The sequence below is a fragment of the Streptomyces sp. NPDC058335 genome (assembly GCF_042723915.1).
Classification (GTDB): Bacteria; Actinomycetota; Actinomycetes; order Streptomycetales; family Streptomycetaceae; genus Streptomyces.
Genome location: NZ_JBHXHX010000003.1, coordinates 313,784 through 332,719, shown reverse-complemented (window position 1 = coordinate 332,719; position 18,936 = coordinate 313,784). Strand labels below are relative to the sequence as shown.

Sequence of the window (18,936 nt, the reverse complement as noted above, 5' to 3'; positions counted from 1 at the left end):
CTCGTGCCCCTGAGAGCACCTAGCTCTCGGCGTCCTTGGTCAGCCTGGTGACCCCCGCGATGCGGTACGCGTCCGCCTCGTCCAGTGTCTCGTTCTCCAGGAGTGCCTGGGCGAGGGCGTCCAACTGGCCGCGGTGGTCGCGGAGTTTGCGGCAGGCCTCCTCGTAGCACTCGTCGACGACGCGCCGCATCTCGTGGTCGATGGCGTCGAGGGTCTGCGGGGCGGCGGAGAGCCCGTAGGCCTGCTGGGCGTCGCCGGGCAGGGCCGACATGCGGCCCACGCGTTCGCTCATGCCCCAGCGGGCGACCATGCCGCGCACGATGGTGGTGACCTGCTCCAGGTCGTTCTCGGAGCCGGTCGTGATCATGTCGTAGACGACGTGCTCGGCCGCCATGCCGCCGAGCGCGCCGATGATCCGGCCGCGCAGGTACTCCTCCGTGTACGCGTACCGGTCCGCGTCCGGCGTCGACAGCGTCACGCCGAGTGCCCGGCCGCGCGGCACGATGGTGATCTTGCGGACCGGGTCGGCGCCCGGCTGGAGCATCCCCAGCAGCGCGTGCCCGCTCTCGTGGTACGCCGTCCTGCGCCGCTCCTCCTCGGGCATCACCAGGGAACGTTCCGCACCGAGCTGCACCTTCTCCAGGGCCTCGGACAGGTCGCCCCGGGTCACCTGCTCCTTGCCCCGCTTGACGGCGAGCAGGGCCGCCTCGTTGGCGAGGTTGGCCAGCTCGGCGCCGGTCATGCCCGGGGTCGTACGGGCCACCTGGGCGAGGTCGACGTCCGGGGCGAGCGGGATCTCGCGGGTGTGGATCGCGAGGATCGCCTCGCGGCCGCCGCGGTCCGGGGGCGAGACGCTGACGATCCGGTCGAAGCGGCCCGGCCGGGTCAGGGCCGGGTCCAGGATGTCCGCGCGGTTGGTGGCGGCGAGGACGATCACGCCCTCGGAGCCGGAGAAGCCGTCCATCTCGGTCAGGATCTGGTTGAGGGTCTGCTCGCGCTCGTCGTGACCGCCCATGGCCGAGCCGCCGCCGCGGGCCCGCCCGATGGTGTCGATCTCGTCGATGAAGATGATCGACGGGGCCACCTTGCGGGCCTCCGCGAACAGCTCCCGCACCCGGGAGGCGCCGACGCCCACGATCATCTCGATGAACTCGGACGCCGACGCGGAGAAGAACGGCACCCCCGCCTCCCCGGCCACCGCCCGCGCGAGCAGCGTCTTGCCGGTGCCGGGCGGGCCGGAGAGCAGCACTCCGCGGGGCATCTTGGCGCCCATCCTGCGGTAGGCGTCGGGGTTCTTCAGGAAGTCGACGACATCACTCAGCTCGCCCTCGACCTCGTCGATGCCGGCCACGTCCTCGAACGTCGTCCGCTCCTGCCCCGGCTCCAGCTCGACCGGCTTGGGCGGCGCCTTGCGGCCGAGCATGCCGCCCGCCCCGCCCAGACCCCCCGAGCGCATCCGCCGGGCGATGAACACCCACACGGCGACGAGCAGCACCATCGGTGCCAGGGAGATCAGCAGATTGGCGAGAAAGCTGCGCTGCCGGACGACCGGCTCGGCGGTGACGGTGACGTCGTGCTCGGTCAGTTCGTCCCAGAGCCGGTCGTCCGCGAAGGTCGGCCGCTCGGTGCGGAACTTGGTGTACGTCCCGTCCCCCTGGGGGTTGTCCCGCTCCTTCCTCAGCTGCCCCTGGATCGCGTCGCCCTTGGCGTAGATCTTGCTGACGTTGCCCTCGTCGACCTGCTTGCTGAACTCGGTGTACGAGATCGTCGGCTCGTCGCCCTCGTTGAAGAAGGACAGCACCAGCAGCGCGATCAGGAACACGACCAGCGAGGCGAGGATCAGGCTCCACCAGCCGCCACGCACCCGCCGCCCGCCCGGCGGCGGCTTGGGCGGCTCCTCCGGGGCACCCTCGGTGCGCCAGGGCTGGTCGGGCGACTTCCGTGGCGGCGCAGCATTGGTCATATCGGGACGTTACGACACACCGCAGCCGTGAGCACCTGCGGGAACGCAACGGGGGCACCCCTTTGAGGAGGGGCGCCCCCGACACCGTACGGCCGTGATCAGCCCATGAACTTCTTGAACTCGTCGGGAAGCTCGAAGTCCTGGCCGCTCTGCTGGCCCGGCAGGCCGAGGGCGCCGCCCTGGGCCCCGGCGGCCCTGCGCTCGGCCTCCTCCTGCTCCTGCTGCCTGCGCTTCATCGGGTTTCCGGAGCGCTGCTTGCCCTTGGCCTTCTTGGGCTGCTTCTTGGCGCGGCCGGGGCCGCCGCCCATGCCCGGCATCCCGGGCATGCCCGGCATGCCGCCGCCCTGGGCCATGCGGGACATCATCTTGCGGGCCTCGAAGAACCGCTCGACCAGGCCCTTCACCGCGCTGACCTCGACACCGGAACCCTTGGCGACACGGGCGCGGCGCGAGCCGTTGATGATCGTCGGGTCCTGGCGCTCGGCCGGGGTCATCGACTTGATGATCGCGGCCATGCGGTCGATGTCGCGCTCGTCGATGTTCTGGATCTGGTCCTTGATCTGGCCCATGCCCGGCAGCATGCCGAGCAGCTTGGAGATCGACCCCATCTTCCTGACCTGTTCCATCTGGGACAGGAAGTCGTCCAGGGTGAAGTCCTGGCCCTTCTTCGACGCCAGCTTGGAGGCCATTTTCTCGGCCTCTTCCTGGCTGAACGTCTTCTCCGCCTGCTCGATCAGGGTGAGCAGGTCACCCATGTCGAGGATGCGGGAGGCCATCCGGTCAGGGTGGAAGGCGTCGAAGTCGTCGAGCTTCTCGCCGTTCGACGCGAACATGATCGGCTTGCCGGTGATCTGCCGGATCGACAGTGCGGCACCACCGCGGGCGTCACCGTCGAGCTTGGAGAGCACCACGCCGTCGAAGCCGACGCCGTCCCGGAAGGACTCGGCGGTGTTGACGGCGTCCTGGCCGATCATCGCGTCGACGACGAAGAGGATCTCGTCGGGCGAGACGGCGTCGCGAATGTCCGCGGCCTGCTGCATCAGCTCGGCGTCGATGCCGAGCCGGCCGGCGGTGTCCACGATCACGATGTCGTGGACCTTGGACTTCGCGTAGTCGATGGAGTCCTTGGCGACCTGGACCGGGTCACCGACGCCGTTGCCCGGCTGCGGGGCGTAGACGGCCACGCCGGCCCGCTCGGCGACGACGCTGAGCTGGTTCACGGCGTTGGGGCGCTGAAGGTCGGCGGCGACGAGCAGCGGCGAGTGGCCCTGCTCCTTCAGCCAGCGGCCGAGCTTGCCCGCCAGGGTGGTCTTACCGGCGCCCTGGAGACCGGCCAGCATGATCACGGTGGGCGGGTTCTTGGCGAAGCGCAGGCGCCGGGTCTCGCCGCCCAGGATCGTGACGAGTTCGTCGTTGACGATCTTCAAGACCTGCTGGGCCGGGTTCAGGGCCTTGGAGACCTCGACGCCGAGGGCACGCTCCTTGACGTTCTTGATGAACGTCCGCACGACCGGCAGCGCCACGTCGGCCTCGAGGAGTGCGATGCGGATCTCGCGTGCGGTGGCGTCGATGTCCGCCTCGCTCAGACGCCCCTTGCCGCGCAGATTCTTGAAGGTCGCTGAGAGGCGATCGGAGAGAGTATCGAACACGGCGGCGTCGGTCCTCGGAGTCGGGGGCAGTGTGAGCGTCTTCCAGGGTATCCGGCCGCGCAAGACAGTCGTCCCCACCCGCTGCATTCAGCGGACGGGGACCACCCGACGCGCCTCGGGGGACGGCGTGGCGTCCATACCTGCCTCGCACATGCGTCCCGGACCACCCCCGCGTCGGCGGGGGCACCCTGTCCAGCGCCCGGGACGCCCAGGTCACCCCCGCAGCATCTCCTCCAGCTTCCGCGCCACCGCGGCCGCCTCGTCGCCCGGCAACGGGCTGCCCGAGCGCCCCGTGACATAGAACGCGTCCACCGCGTTCGCGCCCAGCGTGCTCACGTGCGCGCTGCGCATCCGCACGCCCGCGTCCTCCAGCGCCCGCCCGATCCGGAACAGCAGGCCCGGCGCGTCCTGCGCGCGTACCTCGATCACGGTGGCCAGGTGGGAGGCCGCCGAGGCGACGGTCACCCGCGGCGGGGGCGCGACCTGGCCCCGGCGCCGGGGGTAGGCCGCGTCGCGTTCCGCGAGCCGGCCCGCGATGTCCAGGGAACCGTCCAGGGCACGCACCAGGTCGGCGCGGAGCCGGGCGGCCTGGGGCAGCGAGCCGTACTCCGCGGCGACGCGCCAGTTCAGCAGCAGCACCGAGCCCTCGACGCCGGACGGCAGCTCCAGGGCCCGCAGCTCCGCCGTGCGCACGGTCAGCCGGTGCATGGCGAGCACGCCGGCCACGGCGGGCAGCACGCGCGGCTGGTCGGGTACGGCGATGAGCAGCTCCACGCCGAGCGGCTCCGGATCGCCGGCGGGCTGGTCCGCGGGGTCGGCCGGGGGTTCGGTCTGGGCGCGCAGCGACAGGACGGGGCTGCCGGTGGCGACGGCCTCGATGGCGAGCCGTTCCTGCTCGGCGGTGGCCGCGGCGGCCTCGGGCTCCTCCGGAACGTCCCCGGCGAGCACCGCCGAGACACGCTTGACCAGGTCCGCCACGAGCGAACCCCGCCAGGACGACCAGGCGGCCGGGCCGGTGGCCAGCGCGTCCGCCTCGGTCAGCGCGTGCAGCAGCTCCAGGGTGCCCTGGGAGCCGACCGCCTCGGCGACCGAGCGGACGGTGGCCGGGTCCTCCAGGTCACGCCGGGTGGCCGTCTCGATGAGCAGCAGGTGATGCCGTACGAGAGTGGAGAGGACGGCCACTTCGGTGCGGTCGAAGCCGATGCGGGTGGCCACGTCCTTGGCGATGATCTCGCCCGCCACGGAGTGGTCGCCCGGCCAGCCCTTGCCGATGTCGTGCAGCAGGGCGGCGACCAGCAGCAGGTCGGGGCGGCTGACGCGGCGGGTGAACTCGGAGGCGCGCACGGCGGTCTCGATGAGGTGCCGGTCGACGGTCCAGATGTGCACGGCGTTGCGCTGGGGCCGGCAGCGCACCCGCTCCCAGTCGGGCAGCAGCCGGGTGATCAGCCCCTCGGCCTCCAGCGCCTCCCAGACCTCGATGGTGGGCTGCCCCGAGCCGAGCAGCGTCACGAGCTGCTCGCGGGCCTCGGCGGGCCAGGGCGTGGGCAGGGGACGCACGGTGGCGGCGAGACGCCGTACGGCGTGCAGGGAGAGGGGGAGGCCGGCCTGGGCGGCGGCGGCCGCGGCCCGCAGGGGCAGCACGGGGTCGCGTTCGGGGCGCGCGGCGCGGGCGAGCACCACCTCGCCGTCCTGCTCCACGACGCCCTCGGCCAGCGGTGAGCGCTCGGCGACGGGCTTGCCGCCCCCGAGCATGGCGCGCAGCCGGGGCCGCACCGAGCGCGATCTGAGCACGCGCCCCACTTCACGCCAGGTGACGTCGCTGGCGTACGAGATGACGCGGGCCGCCTCGTACACCTGGCGCAGGAGTGTGTCGGCGTCGAGGAGGCCCAGTTCGGCGGCGACCTGGTCCTGCTCCTGGAGGGCCAGCCGGTCGGTGGCACGGCCGGTCGTCAGGTGCAGGGCGTCGCGGACGTCGAGGAGCCGGCGGCGGGCGTCGTCGAGGCCCTCGCGCGGGGCGTCGGCCAGCCAGGAGGCGGCGACGGCGCGCAGGGCGGTGGCGTCACGCAGTCCGCCGCGGGCCTCCTTGAGGTCGGGTTCCAGCAGGTACTGGAGTTCGCCCTGGCGTTCGGCGCGCTCGGCGCACAGCTCCTGGAGTTCGGGCAGCCGCTTGGGCGCCTGGTTGCGCCAGTCGGCCAGTACGGCCGTCCGCAGTCCCGCCGTCAGCCCCAGGTCGCCCGCGAGGTGGCGGGCGTCGAGCAGACCGAGCTGGACCTTCAGGTCCTCGCCGGCGGTCTTGCGGGCCTCCGCCGGTGTGCGGACGGAGTGGTCGAGGGCGAGGCCGAGGTCCCAGACCGGGTACCAGAGGCGGTCGGCGAGGGCGGCGACGGCCTGGGTGTCGCTGCCGTCGTGCAGCAGCAGGAGGTCGAGGTCGCTGCGCGGGGACAGCTCGCCGCGGCCGTATCCGCCGACGGCGACCAGGGAGACGCCCCTCAGTTCCTCGCTGCCCGCGGTGAACAGGCCCGCCAGCCAGTCGTCGGTCAGTTCGGAGAGGGCGGAACGGCGCGGCGGCCCGGACCGCGCCCCCTCGGTGAGGAGGCGCAGCCGGGCCGCCGCGTAGCCGCTGGGTCCCGAGTCCTCTGCATCCTTGCGCACGTCCGTACTCGTCACCCAGTGACTCCTGTTCTGTTCTTCTGTCAGAGCGCGTCCGGGCCGCGCTCGCCGGTGCGGACCCGTACGGCGGTCTCGACCGGGAGGGACCAGACCTTGCCGTCACCGATCTTGCCGGTGCGGGCCGCCTTGACGATGACGTCGATCAACTGCTCGGCGTCGTCGTCCTCGGCCAGCACCTCGATGCGGATCTTGGGGACCAGGTCGACGGTGTACTCGGCACCGCGGTAGACCTCGGTGTGTCCCCTCTGACGACCGTAACCGCTGGCCTCGGTGACCGTGAGGCCGTGGACCCCGAAGGCCTGGAGGGCTTCCTTGATCTCGTCGAGCCGGTGGGGCTTCACGACGGCGGTGATGAGCTTCATGCGTCCACCTTCTTGCTCGCAGTGTCGGCCACCGGGCCCGTGACGTTGGTCCGGGCGGCACCGCCACCCGCACCGCTGAAGTCGTATGCGGTCTCGGCGTGCTCGGCCTGGTCGATGCCGGCCACCTCGTCGTCCTCGGGGACGCGCATGCCGATCGTCTTGTCGAGCAGGAAGGCGAGGATCGCGGAGACCACCAGCGAGTAGCCGAGGACCGCGAAGACACCGGCGCACTGCTTCCAGAACTGGTCGAGGCCGCCGCCGTAGAAGAGGCCCTGGACGTCGGACTGGCCCTTGCCGCTGGCGAAGAAGCCGATCAGCAGGGAGCCGACGACTCCGCCGACCAGGTGAACGCCGACCACGTCGAGCGAGTCGTCGTAGCCGAACCTGTACTTCAGGCCGACGGCCATGGCGCACAGGACACCGGCGATGACGCCGACGGCGATCGCGCCGAGCGGGGAGACCGCACCGCCCGCGGGGGTGATGGCGACCAGACCGGCGACCGCGCCGGAGGCGGCGCCCAGCGTGGTGAACGCGCCGTGGCGGATCTTCTCGTAGATCAGCCAGGACAGCATGGCGGCGGCTGTGGCGACCTGCGTGTTGACGAACATCAGCGCGCCGACGCCGTCGTCGTTGCCGAGCCACGAGCCGGCGTTGAAGCCGAACCAGCCGAACCACAGCAGACCGGCGCCGAGCATGACCAGCGGGAGGCTGTGCGGGCGCATCGGGTCCTTCTTGAACCCGACGCGCTTGCCGATTACCAGGATCACGCCGAGGGCCGCGGCACCGGCGTTGATGTGCACCGCCGTACCACCGGCGAAGTCGATCACGCCGAGCTCGAAGGCCCAGCCGCCGGCGCCCCATACCCAGTGGGCGACGGGGAAGTACACGATCGTGGCCCACAGGGTGATGAACAGTGCCCAGGCGGAGAACTTCACGCGGTCCGCGAGCGCACCGCTGATCAGGGCGGGCGTGATGATGGCGAACATCAGCTGGAAGACCAGGAAGACGAAGACGGGGATCGTGTACCCGTCCCACAGCTCCGTCAGGCCGATGTTGCTGAGGCCGACCCAGTCGGAGTTCCAGCCGATGATCGAGCCGGAGTCGGTGCCGAAGGCGAGGGAGAAACCGTAGAGCACCCAGAGGATCGTGACGATCCCCAGGCTGATGAAGCTCATCATCAGCATGTTCAGGGTGCTCTTGACCCGGACCATGCCTCCGTAGAAGAAGGCCAGGCCCGGGGTCATGAGCATCACCAGGGCGGAACAGATGAGCATGAAGCCTGTGTTCGCGGACGACAGCGTGGGTGCGTCCGCCGCAAGCGTGATGGCTGGTGCCATCGGCGTCTCCTCGTCGTTGGTACGGCCCCGTGCGGGCGAAGCCAGAGCGGGTTTGAGGGGTGGGCCGGTTATGCGCCATGAGATTGGCGCAGCGCCGTTTCGGTCGACGCCCCTCGTTGTTTCGCCGCGGTGACGAAGGCACCTTGTGCGTTACGCCTCGATGAACTGGCTGATGTTCCGCGAGTGGATCGTTATCGTGGCGCAACCTTCGTCGGAGTAACGCAAACCGGCCGCGGTCGGCCTTCCGATGACCTGGCATGGGGGAGCCGAGTCGGGCAGTTCGGGAGGGCCGGCCGCGGCCGGGGTTCTGGGGTTTCGCCGGGTCTCAGACCGCCTCCGCGGTCTCCGGCAGCTCCACGGCGAGGCGGTCGGTGAGATCGACGACCTCGGCGAGGTCCCCGAAGTCGCGTACGGCCGTGTCGACGGTCTTTCGGATACGAGTGTTGACACGCTCCGAGCGGATCTTCTTCGCCGCCTTCATGGCCTGCGCGGCCAGCACGGCGCTCTGCTCGGGCTCCTGGCGCAGCAGGTGCACGGTGGCCATGCCGATGAGGTTCAGCGCGTAGGACCGCTGGTGCTCGGCGTCCTTCGCGAACAGGTCCACCGCCTTCTGCATGAGCGGCTCGGCCAGCGAGGCGTACGTGGGGCTGCGGCCGGCCACATAGGCCAGATCGCGGAAGGAGTGCGAGTTCTCGCCGTACAGCTCGGCCTCGGAGAAGAAGCGGATCCAGTCGGGGTCGGGCTCGTCCCAGTCGTCCGCGTCGGCGAAGATGTCCTCGGCCATCCTGACGGCCCGCTTGCACCGGCCGGGCTGGCCCATGTTGGCGTAGGCGCGGGCCTCCATCGCATACAGCATCGACTGGGTGCGCGGGCTCGCGCAGTCCCGGCTGCCGTACTGCGCGAGGTGGATCAGCTCCAGGGCGTCCTCTGGCCGTCCGAGGTGGATCATCTGACGGCTCATGCTGGACAGCACGTACGAGCCGAGCGGCCGGTCACCGGCCTCTTTGGCGGCGTGCAGCGCGAGGACGAAGTACTTCTGCGCGGTGGGCTGGAGCCCCACGTCGTACGACATCCAGCCCGCCAGTTCGGCCAGCTCGGCGGCGACCTTGAACAGCTTCCTGCCGGTGGCCTCGGGCTGGGGTTCCTGGAGGAGGTCCGTCACTTCGTGCAACTGGCCCACGACCGCCTTGCGGCGCAGTCCGCCGCCGCACTGGGCGTCCCACTGGCGGAACATGACGGTGGTGGCCTCCAGCAGCTCCAGTTCGGGCCTGGAGAGCCGGCCGCGGGCGCGGCTGGTCGGAAGGGCGTCCGTGTCCTCGTGCGGGGCGGGCGGGGAGGGCACGAGCCAGCGCTGCATGGGCTCGATGAGGGTGGGGCCCGCGGCCAGGGCCAGCGAGGTCCCGAGGAAGCCGCGCCGCGCCAGCATCAGGTCGCTGCGCGAGAACTCGCTGAGCAGGGCCACCGTCTGCGGGCCCGTCCAGGGCAGGTCCACGCCGGTCGCGGAGGGTACCTGGCGCGCGGTGCGCAGACCGAGGTCCTCGACGGAGACGACACAGCCGAACCGCTCGGAGAACAGGTCGGACAGGATGCGGGGGATCGGCTCGCGGGGGTTCTCGCCGTCGAGCCAGCGGCGCACACGTGAAGTATCCGTGGAGATGTGGTTGGCGCCCAACTGACGGGCCCTACGGTTGACTTGACGGGCGAGTTCGCCCTTCGACCAGCCGCTGCGCACGAACCAGGAGGTGAGCAGGTCGTTCGGGCGCTTGTCCGCGTGCGCGGCGCTCCCAGCGCCCGTCCCGCCTCCGCCGTTGCCGCTCACTGGAACGCCCCCATCCCTGAGACCACTTGTCGCTCTAATGCGCCAAGCCTTATCAGAATGCCGGTAAATACGGCCCGCCGTCCGGCGGTTCTCACCCTTCGAACGGAAAGCCGACTTGCCCCCGGCATACCCGGGGAGGCATGTGCCCCCGGGCCTCGCACACTCAGAGTAATCCTACGATCACCCGTCCAGCCATGGCGATCCTGGAAACGCCACCATTCGCCACCCCATCGAATGAACTCACGGTGGCGCACAGGCGATTCACTTGACATAGGACGGCCGGGATGGGCGGAACGGTGCACTCAGGGGCGCGCGCCATCCGCCACACGACCCGGGACGCTTCCGGGCGCCGTCTGGAACGGGCGGTGGCGGGAAGGGGTCAGAACACACAGTCACCATATGCGTCCGCTACGTAACCATCCGCGCGTCGGACCCGTTGGAGGGGGCATGGGCTTCACGATCGGCGGCATCCGCGAGATCCGCTCCGGCACGCGCAGGCGCGGTCGCTCGTCCGAGTGCACCGCGGTCGCCGAGTTCACCGGACTGTGGGGCTGGGACGCGGTGCCGGGCGCGCGCGCCGTGGCCGGCGCCTGCTCCTGCGGCCGCTCCGACTGCCGCAGGCCCGGCGCGCATCCCCTGGAGTTCGCGCCCCAGGTCCGGGCCGGCGCCACCCTCGACGACGTGACGAGAACCTGGGCGGACTTCCCCGGCGCCTCCGTGATGCTCCCGGTCGGCCGCGCCTTCGACGTGATCGAGGTGGCAGAACCGGCCGGGCGCCGCGCGCTGGTGCGCCTGGAGCGCATGGGCCTCCCGCTCGGCCCGGTGACCGCCACCCCCGACGGCCGCGCCCAGTTCCTGGTCGCCCCCGGCGCCGCCGCCGACCTCCCGGACCTGCTCTACCGCATGGGCTGGGACGACCCCGTCTCCCTCGACCTGTACGGCCTCGGCCCCGGTACGTACATCACCGCGCCGCCCTCCGACCGCGGCGGCCTCGGCCCGGTGCGCTGGCTGCGCCCGCCGGCCCTGGACTCGGCGACCAAGCCTCCGGCGGCCCGGCTGCTGCTGGGCACGCTGGCGTACGTGGCGCACCGGTCACGTGCATAGCCACGCCCCGCCGACCGGGCGGCACGGCTGACGTCGTACACGGCGAAGCGCCCGTCCCCCGACTGCACCTCGGGGGCGGGCGCTTCTTCGTCGCCGGCTACCGGATTCCGTACCCGGTCACTCTCCGATGAGGGCGTCGACGAAGGCCTCCGGCTCGAACGGCGCGAGATCGTCCGCGCCCTCACCGAGCCCGATGAGCTTGACCGGTACGCCCAGCTCGCGCTGGACGGCGACCACGATGCCGCCCTTGGCCGTGCCGTCGAGCTTGGTCAGCACGATGCCGGTGATGTCGACGACCTCGGCGAACACCCGGGCCTGCACGAGGCCGTTCTGCCCGGTGGTGGCGTCGAGGACCAGCAGCACCTCGTCGAGCGGGGCGTGCTTCTCCACGACCCGCTTGACCTTGCCCAGCTCGTCCATGAGCCCGGTCTTGGTGTGCAGCCGGCCGGCGGTGTCGATGAGGACCACGTCGACCCCCATCTCCTTGCCCTCCTTGACCGCGTCGAAGGCGACGGAGGCGGGATCACCGGCCTCGGGCCCGCGCACGGTGTGCGCGCCGACGCGCTCGCCCCAGGTCTGGAGCTGGTCGGCGGCGGCGGCCCGGAAGGTGTCGGCGGCGCCCAGGACGACCGTACGGCCGTCGGCCACGAGCACGCGCGCGAGCTTCCCGGTGGTGGTGGTCTTGCCGGTGCCGTTGACGCCGACGACCATCACGATGCCGGGCTTGCGGCCCTCGGGCTCGGTCTTCACGGCGCGGTCGACCTCGGTGCCGACCAGCTTGAGCAATTCCTCGCGCAGCAGGGAGCGCAGTTCGTCGGGCGTGCGGGTACCGAGCACCTTCACACGCTCGCGCAGGCGTTCGACAAGTTCCTGGGTGGGCATGACGCCGACGTCGGCGGTGAGGAGGGTGTCCTCGATCTCCTCCCAGGTGTCCTCGTCGAGGTGCTCGCGCGAGAGCAGGGTGAGCAGTCCCTGCCCGAGGGCGTTCTGGGAGCGGGAGAGGCGGGCGCGGAGGCGGATCAGCCGCCCCGCGGTGGGCTCCGGGATCTCGATCCCGGGAGCCTCGACAACGGGAGGCTCCTCGACGGCGGTGGGTGCGCCGCCGCCCGGAAGGTCCACCTCCTCGATCGTGCGGCGCGGTTCTTCGCGCGGCGTCTCGGCCTCGTCGCCGACGTGCGGCTCGGCGGGAGGCGCGGTGATGTCGGGCGCGGCCGGGGGCGGCGGCGGCAGCGGCTTCTTCCGCCGGCTGCCGACGACGAGCCCGCCGAGCACCGCGAGCACGACCACGGCGATGACTACAGCAAGGATGACGGTTTCCATAACACCGCCAGTATGCGTGACCCCCTCGGCCTGGGCGGGTGACGGCCCGCCCGTTCCTCAGCCGATCCGCCCGCTCTTGTGCAGCGCGGCTCACGGCCGCAAGCGCAGGCGCGGGCAGCGCTCGGCGACCTCGGCGGGCGCGTTCTCGGGACAGCAGCAGTGCTCGGCGAGCCGGCGCGGGTCGTCGGGGGCGAGCCAGAGGGCGATCCGCCCCGCTGCGGCCTCCGCCCGCGGTTCGGTGGGTACGACGGGTTCGGCCATGGTCCGAGCGTGGAGACGGGGACGCCGCACCCTAGCCATCTGACGGCCCGTCAGCTAGCGTCCGCCCTCCAGACCCGAAGGGGGGCCCACCGTGCCCGTCACCGTCGTCCGCTTCAACCTCGTCGCCCCCGGCGCCTCCCCCACGGCGCTCGGCGCCCGCTACCGGGCGGCCCTGGAGATGGCCGTGCACGCCGACGCGCACGGGATCACCACCGTGCAGACGGAGGAGCACCACGGCGCCGAGAACAACTGGCTGCCCTCGCCGTTCGCCTTCGCGGGCGCCGTCCTCGGGGCGACCCGGCGGCTCGCGGTCACGGTCTCGGCGGTCATCGGCCCGCTGCACGACCCGCTGCGGCTGGCGGAGGACATCGCGGTGCTGGACCTGCTGAGCGGCGGCCGTCTGGTGACCGTCGCCGGCATCGGGTACCGGCCGCAGGAGTACACCCGTGCGGGCGTGGACTGGAAGCGGCGCGGCCGGCTCCAGGACGAGCTGCTGGAGACCCTGCTGAAGGCCTGGACCGGCGAGGACTTCACCTACCGCGGCCGTACGGTACGGGTCACCCCGCGCCCGTGCACCGAGCCGCACCCCCTGCTGCTGGTCGGCGGCTCCTCCCCGGCCGCCGCCCGCCGGGCCGCGCGGCTGGGCCTGCCGTTCTTCCCCAGCGCCCACCTGCCGGAGCTGGAGGCCTACTACAAGGAACGGCTGGTGGAGTACGGCACCGAGGGCTGGGTGATGATGCCCGCCGCCGAGACCGCGCTGCTGCACCTCGCCGAGGACCCGGACCGCGCATGGGCGACGTACGGCGAACACTTCCTGCACGAGGCCCGCACCTACGCCTCCTGGCAGTCGGCGGAGATCCGCTCGGCGGTGCGCTCGGCGGCAACGGACGTACGGGAGCTGCGCGACGAGGGGGTCTACCGGATCCTGACGCCGGACGAGTGCGTGGCGCAGGGGCTGGACAGCCTCGTCCTGCATCCGCTGGCGGGCGGGATGCCGGTGGAGGAGGGGTGGCGCAGTCTGCGGTTGTTCTGCGAGAACGTGCTGCCCCGGCTCACCGTGTGAACCGGGGCGGCACGCCTCACGGGTATCGAGGAGAAGGGCAGCGGGGACTTGGCCCGTCTCCTCGAGTTCAGGGGCCTCGGCAGGAGGCTCAGCCCATCTCCTCCAGCGTCTTGCCCTTCGTCTCCTTGACGTACTTGAGGACGAACGGGACGGAGAGCGCGGCGAAGGCGGTGTAGATCACGTAGGTCACGGAGAGGTTCCAGTCGGCCAGCGACGGGAAGCTCGCGGTGATGGCCCAGTTGGCGATCCACTGTGCGGAGGCGGCCACGCCCAGGGCGGCGGCGCGGATCTTGTTCGGGAACATCTCGCCGAGGAAGACCCAGACGACCACACCCCAGGACAGGGCGAAGAAGAGGACGAAGATGTGGGCGGCGATCAGGGCGACCCAGCCCTGGGTGGCGGGCAGCTTGCCGTCGACCAGGTCGAAGGAGAACGCCCAGGCCTCCAGCGCCAGGCCGATCACCATGCCGACGGAGCCGATGAGGGCGAGCGGCTTGCGGCCGACGCGGTCCACGAAGATCATCGCGATCACGGTGCCGAGGATGTTGATGATCGACGTCGTGAACGAGTAGAAGAACGAGTCCGTCGGGTCGACGCCGACCGACTGCCACAGCGTCGAGGAGTAGTAGAACGCGACGTTGATGCCGACGAACTGCTGGAAGACCGACAGGCCGATGCCGATCCAGACGATCGGCTTGAAGAAGAAGGAGCCGCCGAGCAGGTCCTTGAAGCCGGACTTGTGCTCGCTGTTCATGGCGTGCTCGATCTCGGCGATGCGGGCGTCGAAGTCGACATCCTTGCCCTCGACCTCCATGAGGATCTCGCGGGCGCGCTCGTGCTTGCCGACGGAGATCAGGAAGCGCGGCGACTCGGGGATCGCGAAGGAGAGCAGACCGTAGAGGACGGCCGGGACGACCATGACGCCGAGCATGACCTGCCAGGCCTCGACGCCCATGATCTCGCCGCGCTGGTCGCCGCCGGCGGCGTTGAGCAGACCCCAGTTGACCAGCTGCGACACGGCGATGCCGATGACGATGGCGGCCTGCTGGAAGGAACCGAGGCGGCCGCGGTAGGCGGGCGGGGCGACCTCCGCGATGTAGGCCGGGCCGATGACCGAGGCCATGCCGATGGCGAAGCCGCCGACGACCCGCCAGAAGGCGAGGTCCCACAGCGAGAAGGGCAGCGCCGAGCCGACGGCGCTGACTGTGAACAGCACGGCGGAGATCTGCATGCACCGGATGCGGCCGATGCGGTCGGCCATGCGGCCGGCGGTCGCGGCGCCGATGGCGCAGCCGATCAGGGCGATGGCGATGACCTGGGCCAGGGCCGCCGAGCCGACGTCGTAGCGGCCTCGGATGGCTTCGACGGCGCCGTTGATCACGGAACTGTCGTAGCCGAAGAGGAAGCCGCCCATCGCGGCCGCCGCCGCGATGAAGATGACGTGCCCGAGATGATCGGGATGAGCCGTCCTGGCTCCTGACTGAGGTGCCTGCGCTGTGCTGGTCACGTGTTCTCCTCGGGCCCCCCGGCAGCGCTGCCGGGGGTGGGGGGCGAGCCCTGTCAGGTGAGGGTTCAAGTGGCGCACTGATCAACGCCGCTCACACCTGAAGGTAAAAGCAACGTTGCAGAGACTATGCCTTCAAGTTACGAAGTCAATAGGTCGACAGCTGTGAGCTTTCTGCCCAGCAGTGAGGGGATCGTGTTCACTTCTTGAAGGATTGAAAAGATGCTGGTCACACTAGATGTAGAGCGCACGGGGATTCAGCGAAGACGCTGCGAGATGACCTTCGACACACCGTCGCCCTGCATCGAGACACCGTAGAGCGCGTCGGCGACCTCCATCGTGCGCTTCTGGTGCGTGATCACGATCAGCTGCGAGGACTCCTGAAGCTCCTCCATGATCCGGATCAGCCGCTGGAGGTTGGTGTCGTCGAGGGCGGCCTCGACCTCGTCCATGACGTAGAACGGACTCGGCCGGGCCTTGAAGATCGACACCAGCATCGCGACGGCGGTCAGTGAGCGCTCGCCGCCCGAGAGCAGGCTGAGCCGCTTGACCTTCTTGCCGGGCGGCCGGGCCTCGACGTCCACCCCCGTGGTGAGCATGTTGTCGGGATCGGTCAGGATCAGCCGCCCCTCGCCCCCCGGGAACAGCCGGCCGAACACGCCCTCGAACTCACGGGCGGTGTCGCGGAACGCCTCGGTGAAGACCTGTTCGACGCGCTCGTCGACCTCCTTCACCACCTGAAGCAGGTCGGCGCGCGTCTTCTTCAGGTCCTCCAGCTGCTCGCTGAGGAACTGGTGGCGCTCCTCCAGCGCGGAGAACTCCTCCAGGGCGAGCGGATTGACCTTGCCGAGCTGCTGGTACGCCCGCTCCGCCGCCCTCAGCCGCTTCTCCTGCTCCGCCCGCACGAACGGCCGGGGCTGGTTGCGCGGGTCCTCGGGATCCTCCGGCAGCTCCTCGCCCTCGGCGGCGGGCGACGGTGGCACCAACTGGCGCGGACCGTACTCGGACACCAGCCCCGCCGGTTCGACGCCCAGTTCCTCCAGCGCCTTCGTCTCCAGCTGCTCGATCCGCAGCCGCTTCTCGGCGCCGAGCACCTCTCCCCGGTGGACCGAGTCCGTCAGCTTGTCGAGTTCCGCCTTGAGGTCGCGCCCGGCGGTCCGGGCGGCGGCCAGCTCCTGCTCCCGCCGCGCCTTGGCGGCATCGGCGGCGACCCGCCCCCGCTCGGCCCGGCCGAGCGACACGTCGACGTGCGCGAGCAACTGCCGCGCACCGGCGGCGACGGCCTCCGCGACAGCGGCCTCGTGCCGCAGCCGCGCCCGGCGCTGCTCGGCACGCGCGCGTGCCTCACGTTCCGTCCGCGCGGCCCGGTCCAGCGCATCGGCCCGCCCGGCGAGCCCCCTGACCCGCTCCTCGTGCGTACGGACCTGGAGCCGCGCCTCCATCTCGGTCTGCCGTGCGTTCGCCCCGTCGGCGGACAGCCGGTCCCGCACGGAGGTGTCGGGCTCCTCCTCCAGCGGCATCTCCTCGACGACGGCCAACCGCTCGGCCAGCTCCTCGGCCTCCTCGACGGCCCTGTCGAGCGCCTCCTGCGCACGGGCGGCCGCGGCGGCGGACCGCTCGGCCTCCCCGGCGGCACCGCGCGCCTGCCCGGCGAGCCGCCCGAGCTGCTGGGCGACGGCCGACTTCTCCCGGTCGGCGGCCCGCCGCCGCTCCCCCAGCTCCTCGACCGACGCGGCACACTCCCGGCGCCGCTCCCCCGCCGCACGCTGCCCCTCGGTCAGCTCGGCGCACCGCACGGCCAGCTCGTCCAGCTCGGCGGCGGCCTGGTCGACGGAGGCCTGCACCTCCAGCAGACTGGGCGCCCCGGCGGATCCGCCCTGCGCGAAGTGCGCCCCGAGCAGGTCGCCTTCGGCGGTGACGGCGGTCAGCTCGGGCCGCGCGTAGACCAGATCCTCGGCGTCCTCCAGCGTCCCGACGACGACAACGCCCCGCAGCAGCCGCCGCACGGCGGGCATCAGCTCGGAAGGCGCACGGACCAGATCGGCGGCGAAGGTCGGCCCTACGGCTCCGGACGCGCCGTTTCCGGCATCGCCGCCCGTGGCTCCCGCCAGGGCCGGGGTGCTGTCGGACGCGGGCTCCTCCGGCGCTCCCGCCAGCAGGAGTGCCGCCCGGCCCGCGTCCTGTTTGCGCAGGAGGCGGATGGCTTCGGCGGCGGCGGACGGGGTGGTGACGGCGAGGGCGTCGGCGGCGGCCCCGAAGGCCGCGGCGAGCGGGACCTCGTGGCCGGGGGTGACGGTGAGGAGTTCCGCGGCCGGGCCGAGCAGGCCGGTGAGGCGGTCCTTCGCGTCGAGGAGCGCGCCCGTGCCGTCCTTGCGGCGTAGCCCCAGGGCGAGGGCCTCGTGGCGGGCCTGGGTGGCGGCGCGTGTGCGTTCGGCCGCGGTGACCGCCTCGCGGGCGGCGGTCAGGGTGGTCTCGGCCTCGGCGAGGCGCCGCTTGGCCTCGTCGTGCCGCTCGCCTAGCTCCTGATCGTGGGCGTCGAGCCCGTCGACCTCCGCCTTCAGTGCCTCGTACTCCTCCTGGGCCGTGACCGCCCGTTCCCGCGCCTCGTCGCGGGCGGCGGCCAGCCGGTCGATCTCGGCCTGGGCGGAGGCGGCGCGTGAGCGGGCCGCGTTGACCTGGCCGTGCAGCCGGGCGAGGCCCTCGCGCCGGTCGGCGATCGCGCGGGCGACGTCCTTCAGCCGCCGCTCCTCGACTGCCAGTTCCCGCTCCAGGTCGGCGCGGTGGGAGACGGTGTCGTCGAGGGCGTGCCGGGCCGCTTCGAGGGCGGCCTCCAGTTCTGCCTCCTGCTCACGGATGCGGGCGGCCTCGCGCTCCAGGTCCTCGGGGTCGCGGCCGCGCCGCTCCTCGGGAGGCGCGGAGGTTGCGCTCTTCACGCGGGCGTCGGCCAGCGAGACCGTGCCGCGGACGCGTTCGGCGAGCTGGGACAACTCGTACCAGGTCTGCTGGGCCCGTTGGAGCCGGGGCGCGAGCCTGCGGACCTCGTCCTCCAGGAGGGCCTCGCGCTGGAGTGCCTTGCGCAGCTCCTGCTCGGCGGCTTCCTTGCGTTCCTTGAGGGCGGCCTCGTCGGCGATCTCCGAGGTGAGCGCCTCGCGCAGCCGTACGAGGTCGTCGGCGAGGAGGCGCAGGCGGGCGTCGCGCAGGTCGGCCTGGATGACGGCGGCGCGGCGGGCGACGGCTGCCTGTCGGCCCAGCGGCTTCAGCTGTCTGCGCAGTTCGTCCGTCAGGTCCTGCACCCGCGCGAGGTTGGCCTGCATCGCGTCGAGTTTCCTGAGCGCCTTCTCCTTGCGCTTGCGGTGCTTGAGGACGCCCGCGGCCTCCTCGATGAACGCGCGGCGGCCCATGGGGTCGGCGTGCAGCACGGAGTCGAGCTGGCCCTGGCCGACGATGACGTGCATCTCGCGGCCGATGCCGGAGTCGGACAGCAGGTCCTGGATGTCGAGGAGCCGGCAGGTGTCGCCGTTGATCTGGTACTCGCTGCCGCCGTTGCGGAACATGATCCGCGTGATGGTGACCTCGGCGTACTCGATGGGCAGGGCCCCGTCGGAGTTGTCGATGGTGAGGGACACCTCGGCGCGGCCCAGCGGGGGGCGGCCGGTGGTGCCGGCGAAGATGACGTCCTCCATCTTGCCGCCGCGCAGCGACTTGGCGCCCTGCTCGCCCATGACCCAGCTGAGGGCGTCCACGACGTTGGACTTGCCCGAGCCGTTGGGTCCGACGACACACGTGATGCCCGGCTCGAACCGGAGTGTGGTCGCGGAAGCGAACGACTTGAACCCTCGGAGGGTCAGGGCCTTGAGGTGCACGCCGCTGGACTTTACCGCGCG

Annotated in this window: 12 protein-coding genes; 2 read left to right on the top strand and 10 right to left on the bottom strand. The window is 71.6% G+C overall.

The genetic code is table 11. From position 1 onward, the window contains the following. Positions 1-19: 19 nt before the first annotated feature. The 6 genes from ftsH to ACFWJX_RS07300 all read right to left on the bottom strand — a co-directional run bounded on the left by ftsH (position 20) and on the right by ACFWJX_RS07300 (position 9,800). A complete protein-coding gene (gene ftsH / locus ACFWJX_RS07325; RefSeq protein ID WP_383238119.1) occupies positions 20-1,963 on the bottom strand; it encodes an ATP-dependent zinc metalloprotease FtsH in 1,944 nt (647 codons plus the stop codon). Positions 1,964-2,061: 98 nt separating this feature from the next. Continuing rightward, positions 2,062-3,612: a signal recognition particle protein gene (ffh, locus tag ACFWJX_RS07320; RefSeq protein WP_383238117.1), complete on the bottom strand. Its 1,551-nt coding sequence runs from the start codon at positions 3,610-3,612 to the stop codon at positions 2,062-2,064. Between the two features lie 213 nt (positions 3,613-3,825). Beyond that, positions 3,826-6,279, bottom strand: coding sequence for a [protein-PII] uridylyltransferase (locus ACFWJX_RS07315; RefSeq protein WP_383238114.1), 2,454 nt, complete (start codon positions 6,277-6,279; stop codon positions 3,826-3,828). A 26-nt stretch (positions 6,280-6,305) separates the two neighbouring features. Further along, on the bottom strand, positions 6,306-6,644 hold the full coding sequence (locus tag ACFWJX_RS07310; protein ID WP_003997576.1) for a P-II family nitrogen regulator: 339 nt from the start codon (positions 6,642-6,644) through the stop codon (positions 6,306-6,308). Continuing rightward, complete coding sequence (locus tag ACFWJX_RS07305) at positions 6,641-7,981, bottom strand: ammonium transporter (protein WP_383238111.1); 1,341 nt, start codon at positions 7,979-7,981, stop codon at positions 6,641-6,643. Before ACFWJX_RS07305 ends, ACFWJX_RS07310 begins: the two co-directional genes overlap by 4 nt. 325 nt (positions 7,982-8,306) lie before the next feature. After that, complete coding sequence (locus ACFWJX_RS07300; RefSeq protein WP_383238108.1) at positions 8,307-9,800, bottom strand: hypothetical protein; 1,494 nt, start codon at positions 9,798-9,800, stop codon at positions 8,307-8,309. Positions 9,801-10,247: 447 nt separating this feature from the next. On the opposite strand from ACFWJX_RS07300, the gene ACFWJX_RS07295 reads away from it, so the two are divergent. After that, positions 10,248-10,904 carry a bifunctional DNA primase/polymerase gene (locus ACFWJX_RS07295; protein ID WP_383238105.1) on the top strand — a complete coding sequence of 219 codons (657 nt, stop codon included), beginning with the start codon at positions 10,248-10,250 and terminating at the stop codon, positions 10,902-10,904. A gap of 117 nt (positions 10,905-11,021) precedes the next feature. Here the strand turns inward: ACFWJX_RS07295 and ftsY are convergent, their stop codons facing one another. Together ftsY and ACFWJX_RS07285 are read right to left on the bottom strand one after the other, a co-directional pair. After that, positions 11,022-12,224, bottom strand: a complete 1,203-nt coding sequence (ftsY, locus tag ACFWJX_RS07290) for a signal recognition particle-docking protein FtsY (RefSeq protein WP_383238103.1) — start codon at positions 12,222-12,224, stop codon at positions 11,022-11,024. Between the two features lie 90 nt (positions 12,225-12,314). Next, a complete protein-coding gene (locus tag ACFWJX_RS07285; protein ID WP_383238100.1) occupies positions 12,315-12,485 on the bottom strand; it encodes a hypothetical protein in 171 nt (56 codons plus the stop codon). A 91-nt stretch (positions 12,486-12,576) separates the two neighbouring features. Here ACFWJX_RS07285 and ACFWJX_RS07280 point away from each other — a divergent pair, with 91 nt between their 5' ends. Next, entirely contained in the window at positions 12,577-13,548 is a 972-nt protein-coding gene (locus tag ACFWJX_RS07280; protein ID WP_383238097.1) for an LLM class flavin-dependent oxidoreductase, read from the top strand. A gap of 88 nt (positions 13,549-13,636) precedes the next feature. Here ACFWJX_RS07280 and ACFWJX_RS07275 read toward each other — a convergent pair whose 3' ends face one another. Then, positions 13,637-15,055: a sugar porter family MFS transporter gene (locus ACFWJX_RS07275; RefSeq protein WP_383238094.1), complete on the bottom strand. Its 1,419-nt coding sequence runs from the start codon at positions 15,053-15,055 to the stop codon at positions 13,637-13,639. A gap of 254 nt (positions 15,056-15,309) precedes the next feature. Then, positions 15,310-18,915 (bottom strand): chromosome segregation protein SMC, encoded by a 3,606-nt coding sequence (gene smc, locus ACFWJX_RS07270; RefSeq protein WP_383238092.1) that lies wholly within the window; start codon positions 18,913-18,915, stop codon positions 15,310-15,312. Positions 18,916-18,936: the final 21 nt, after the last annotated feature.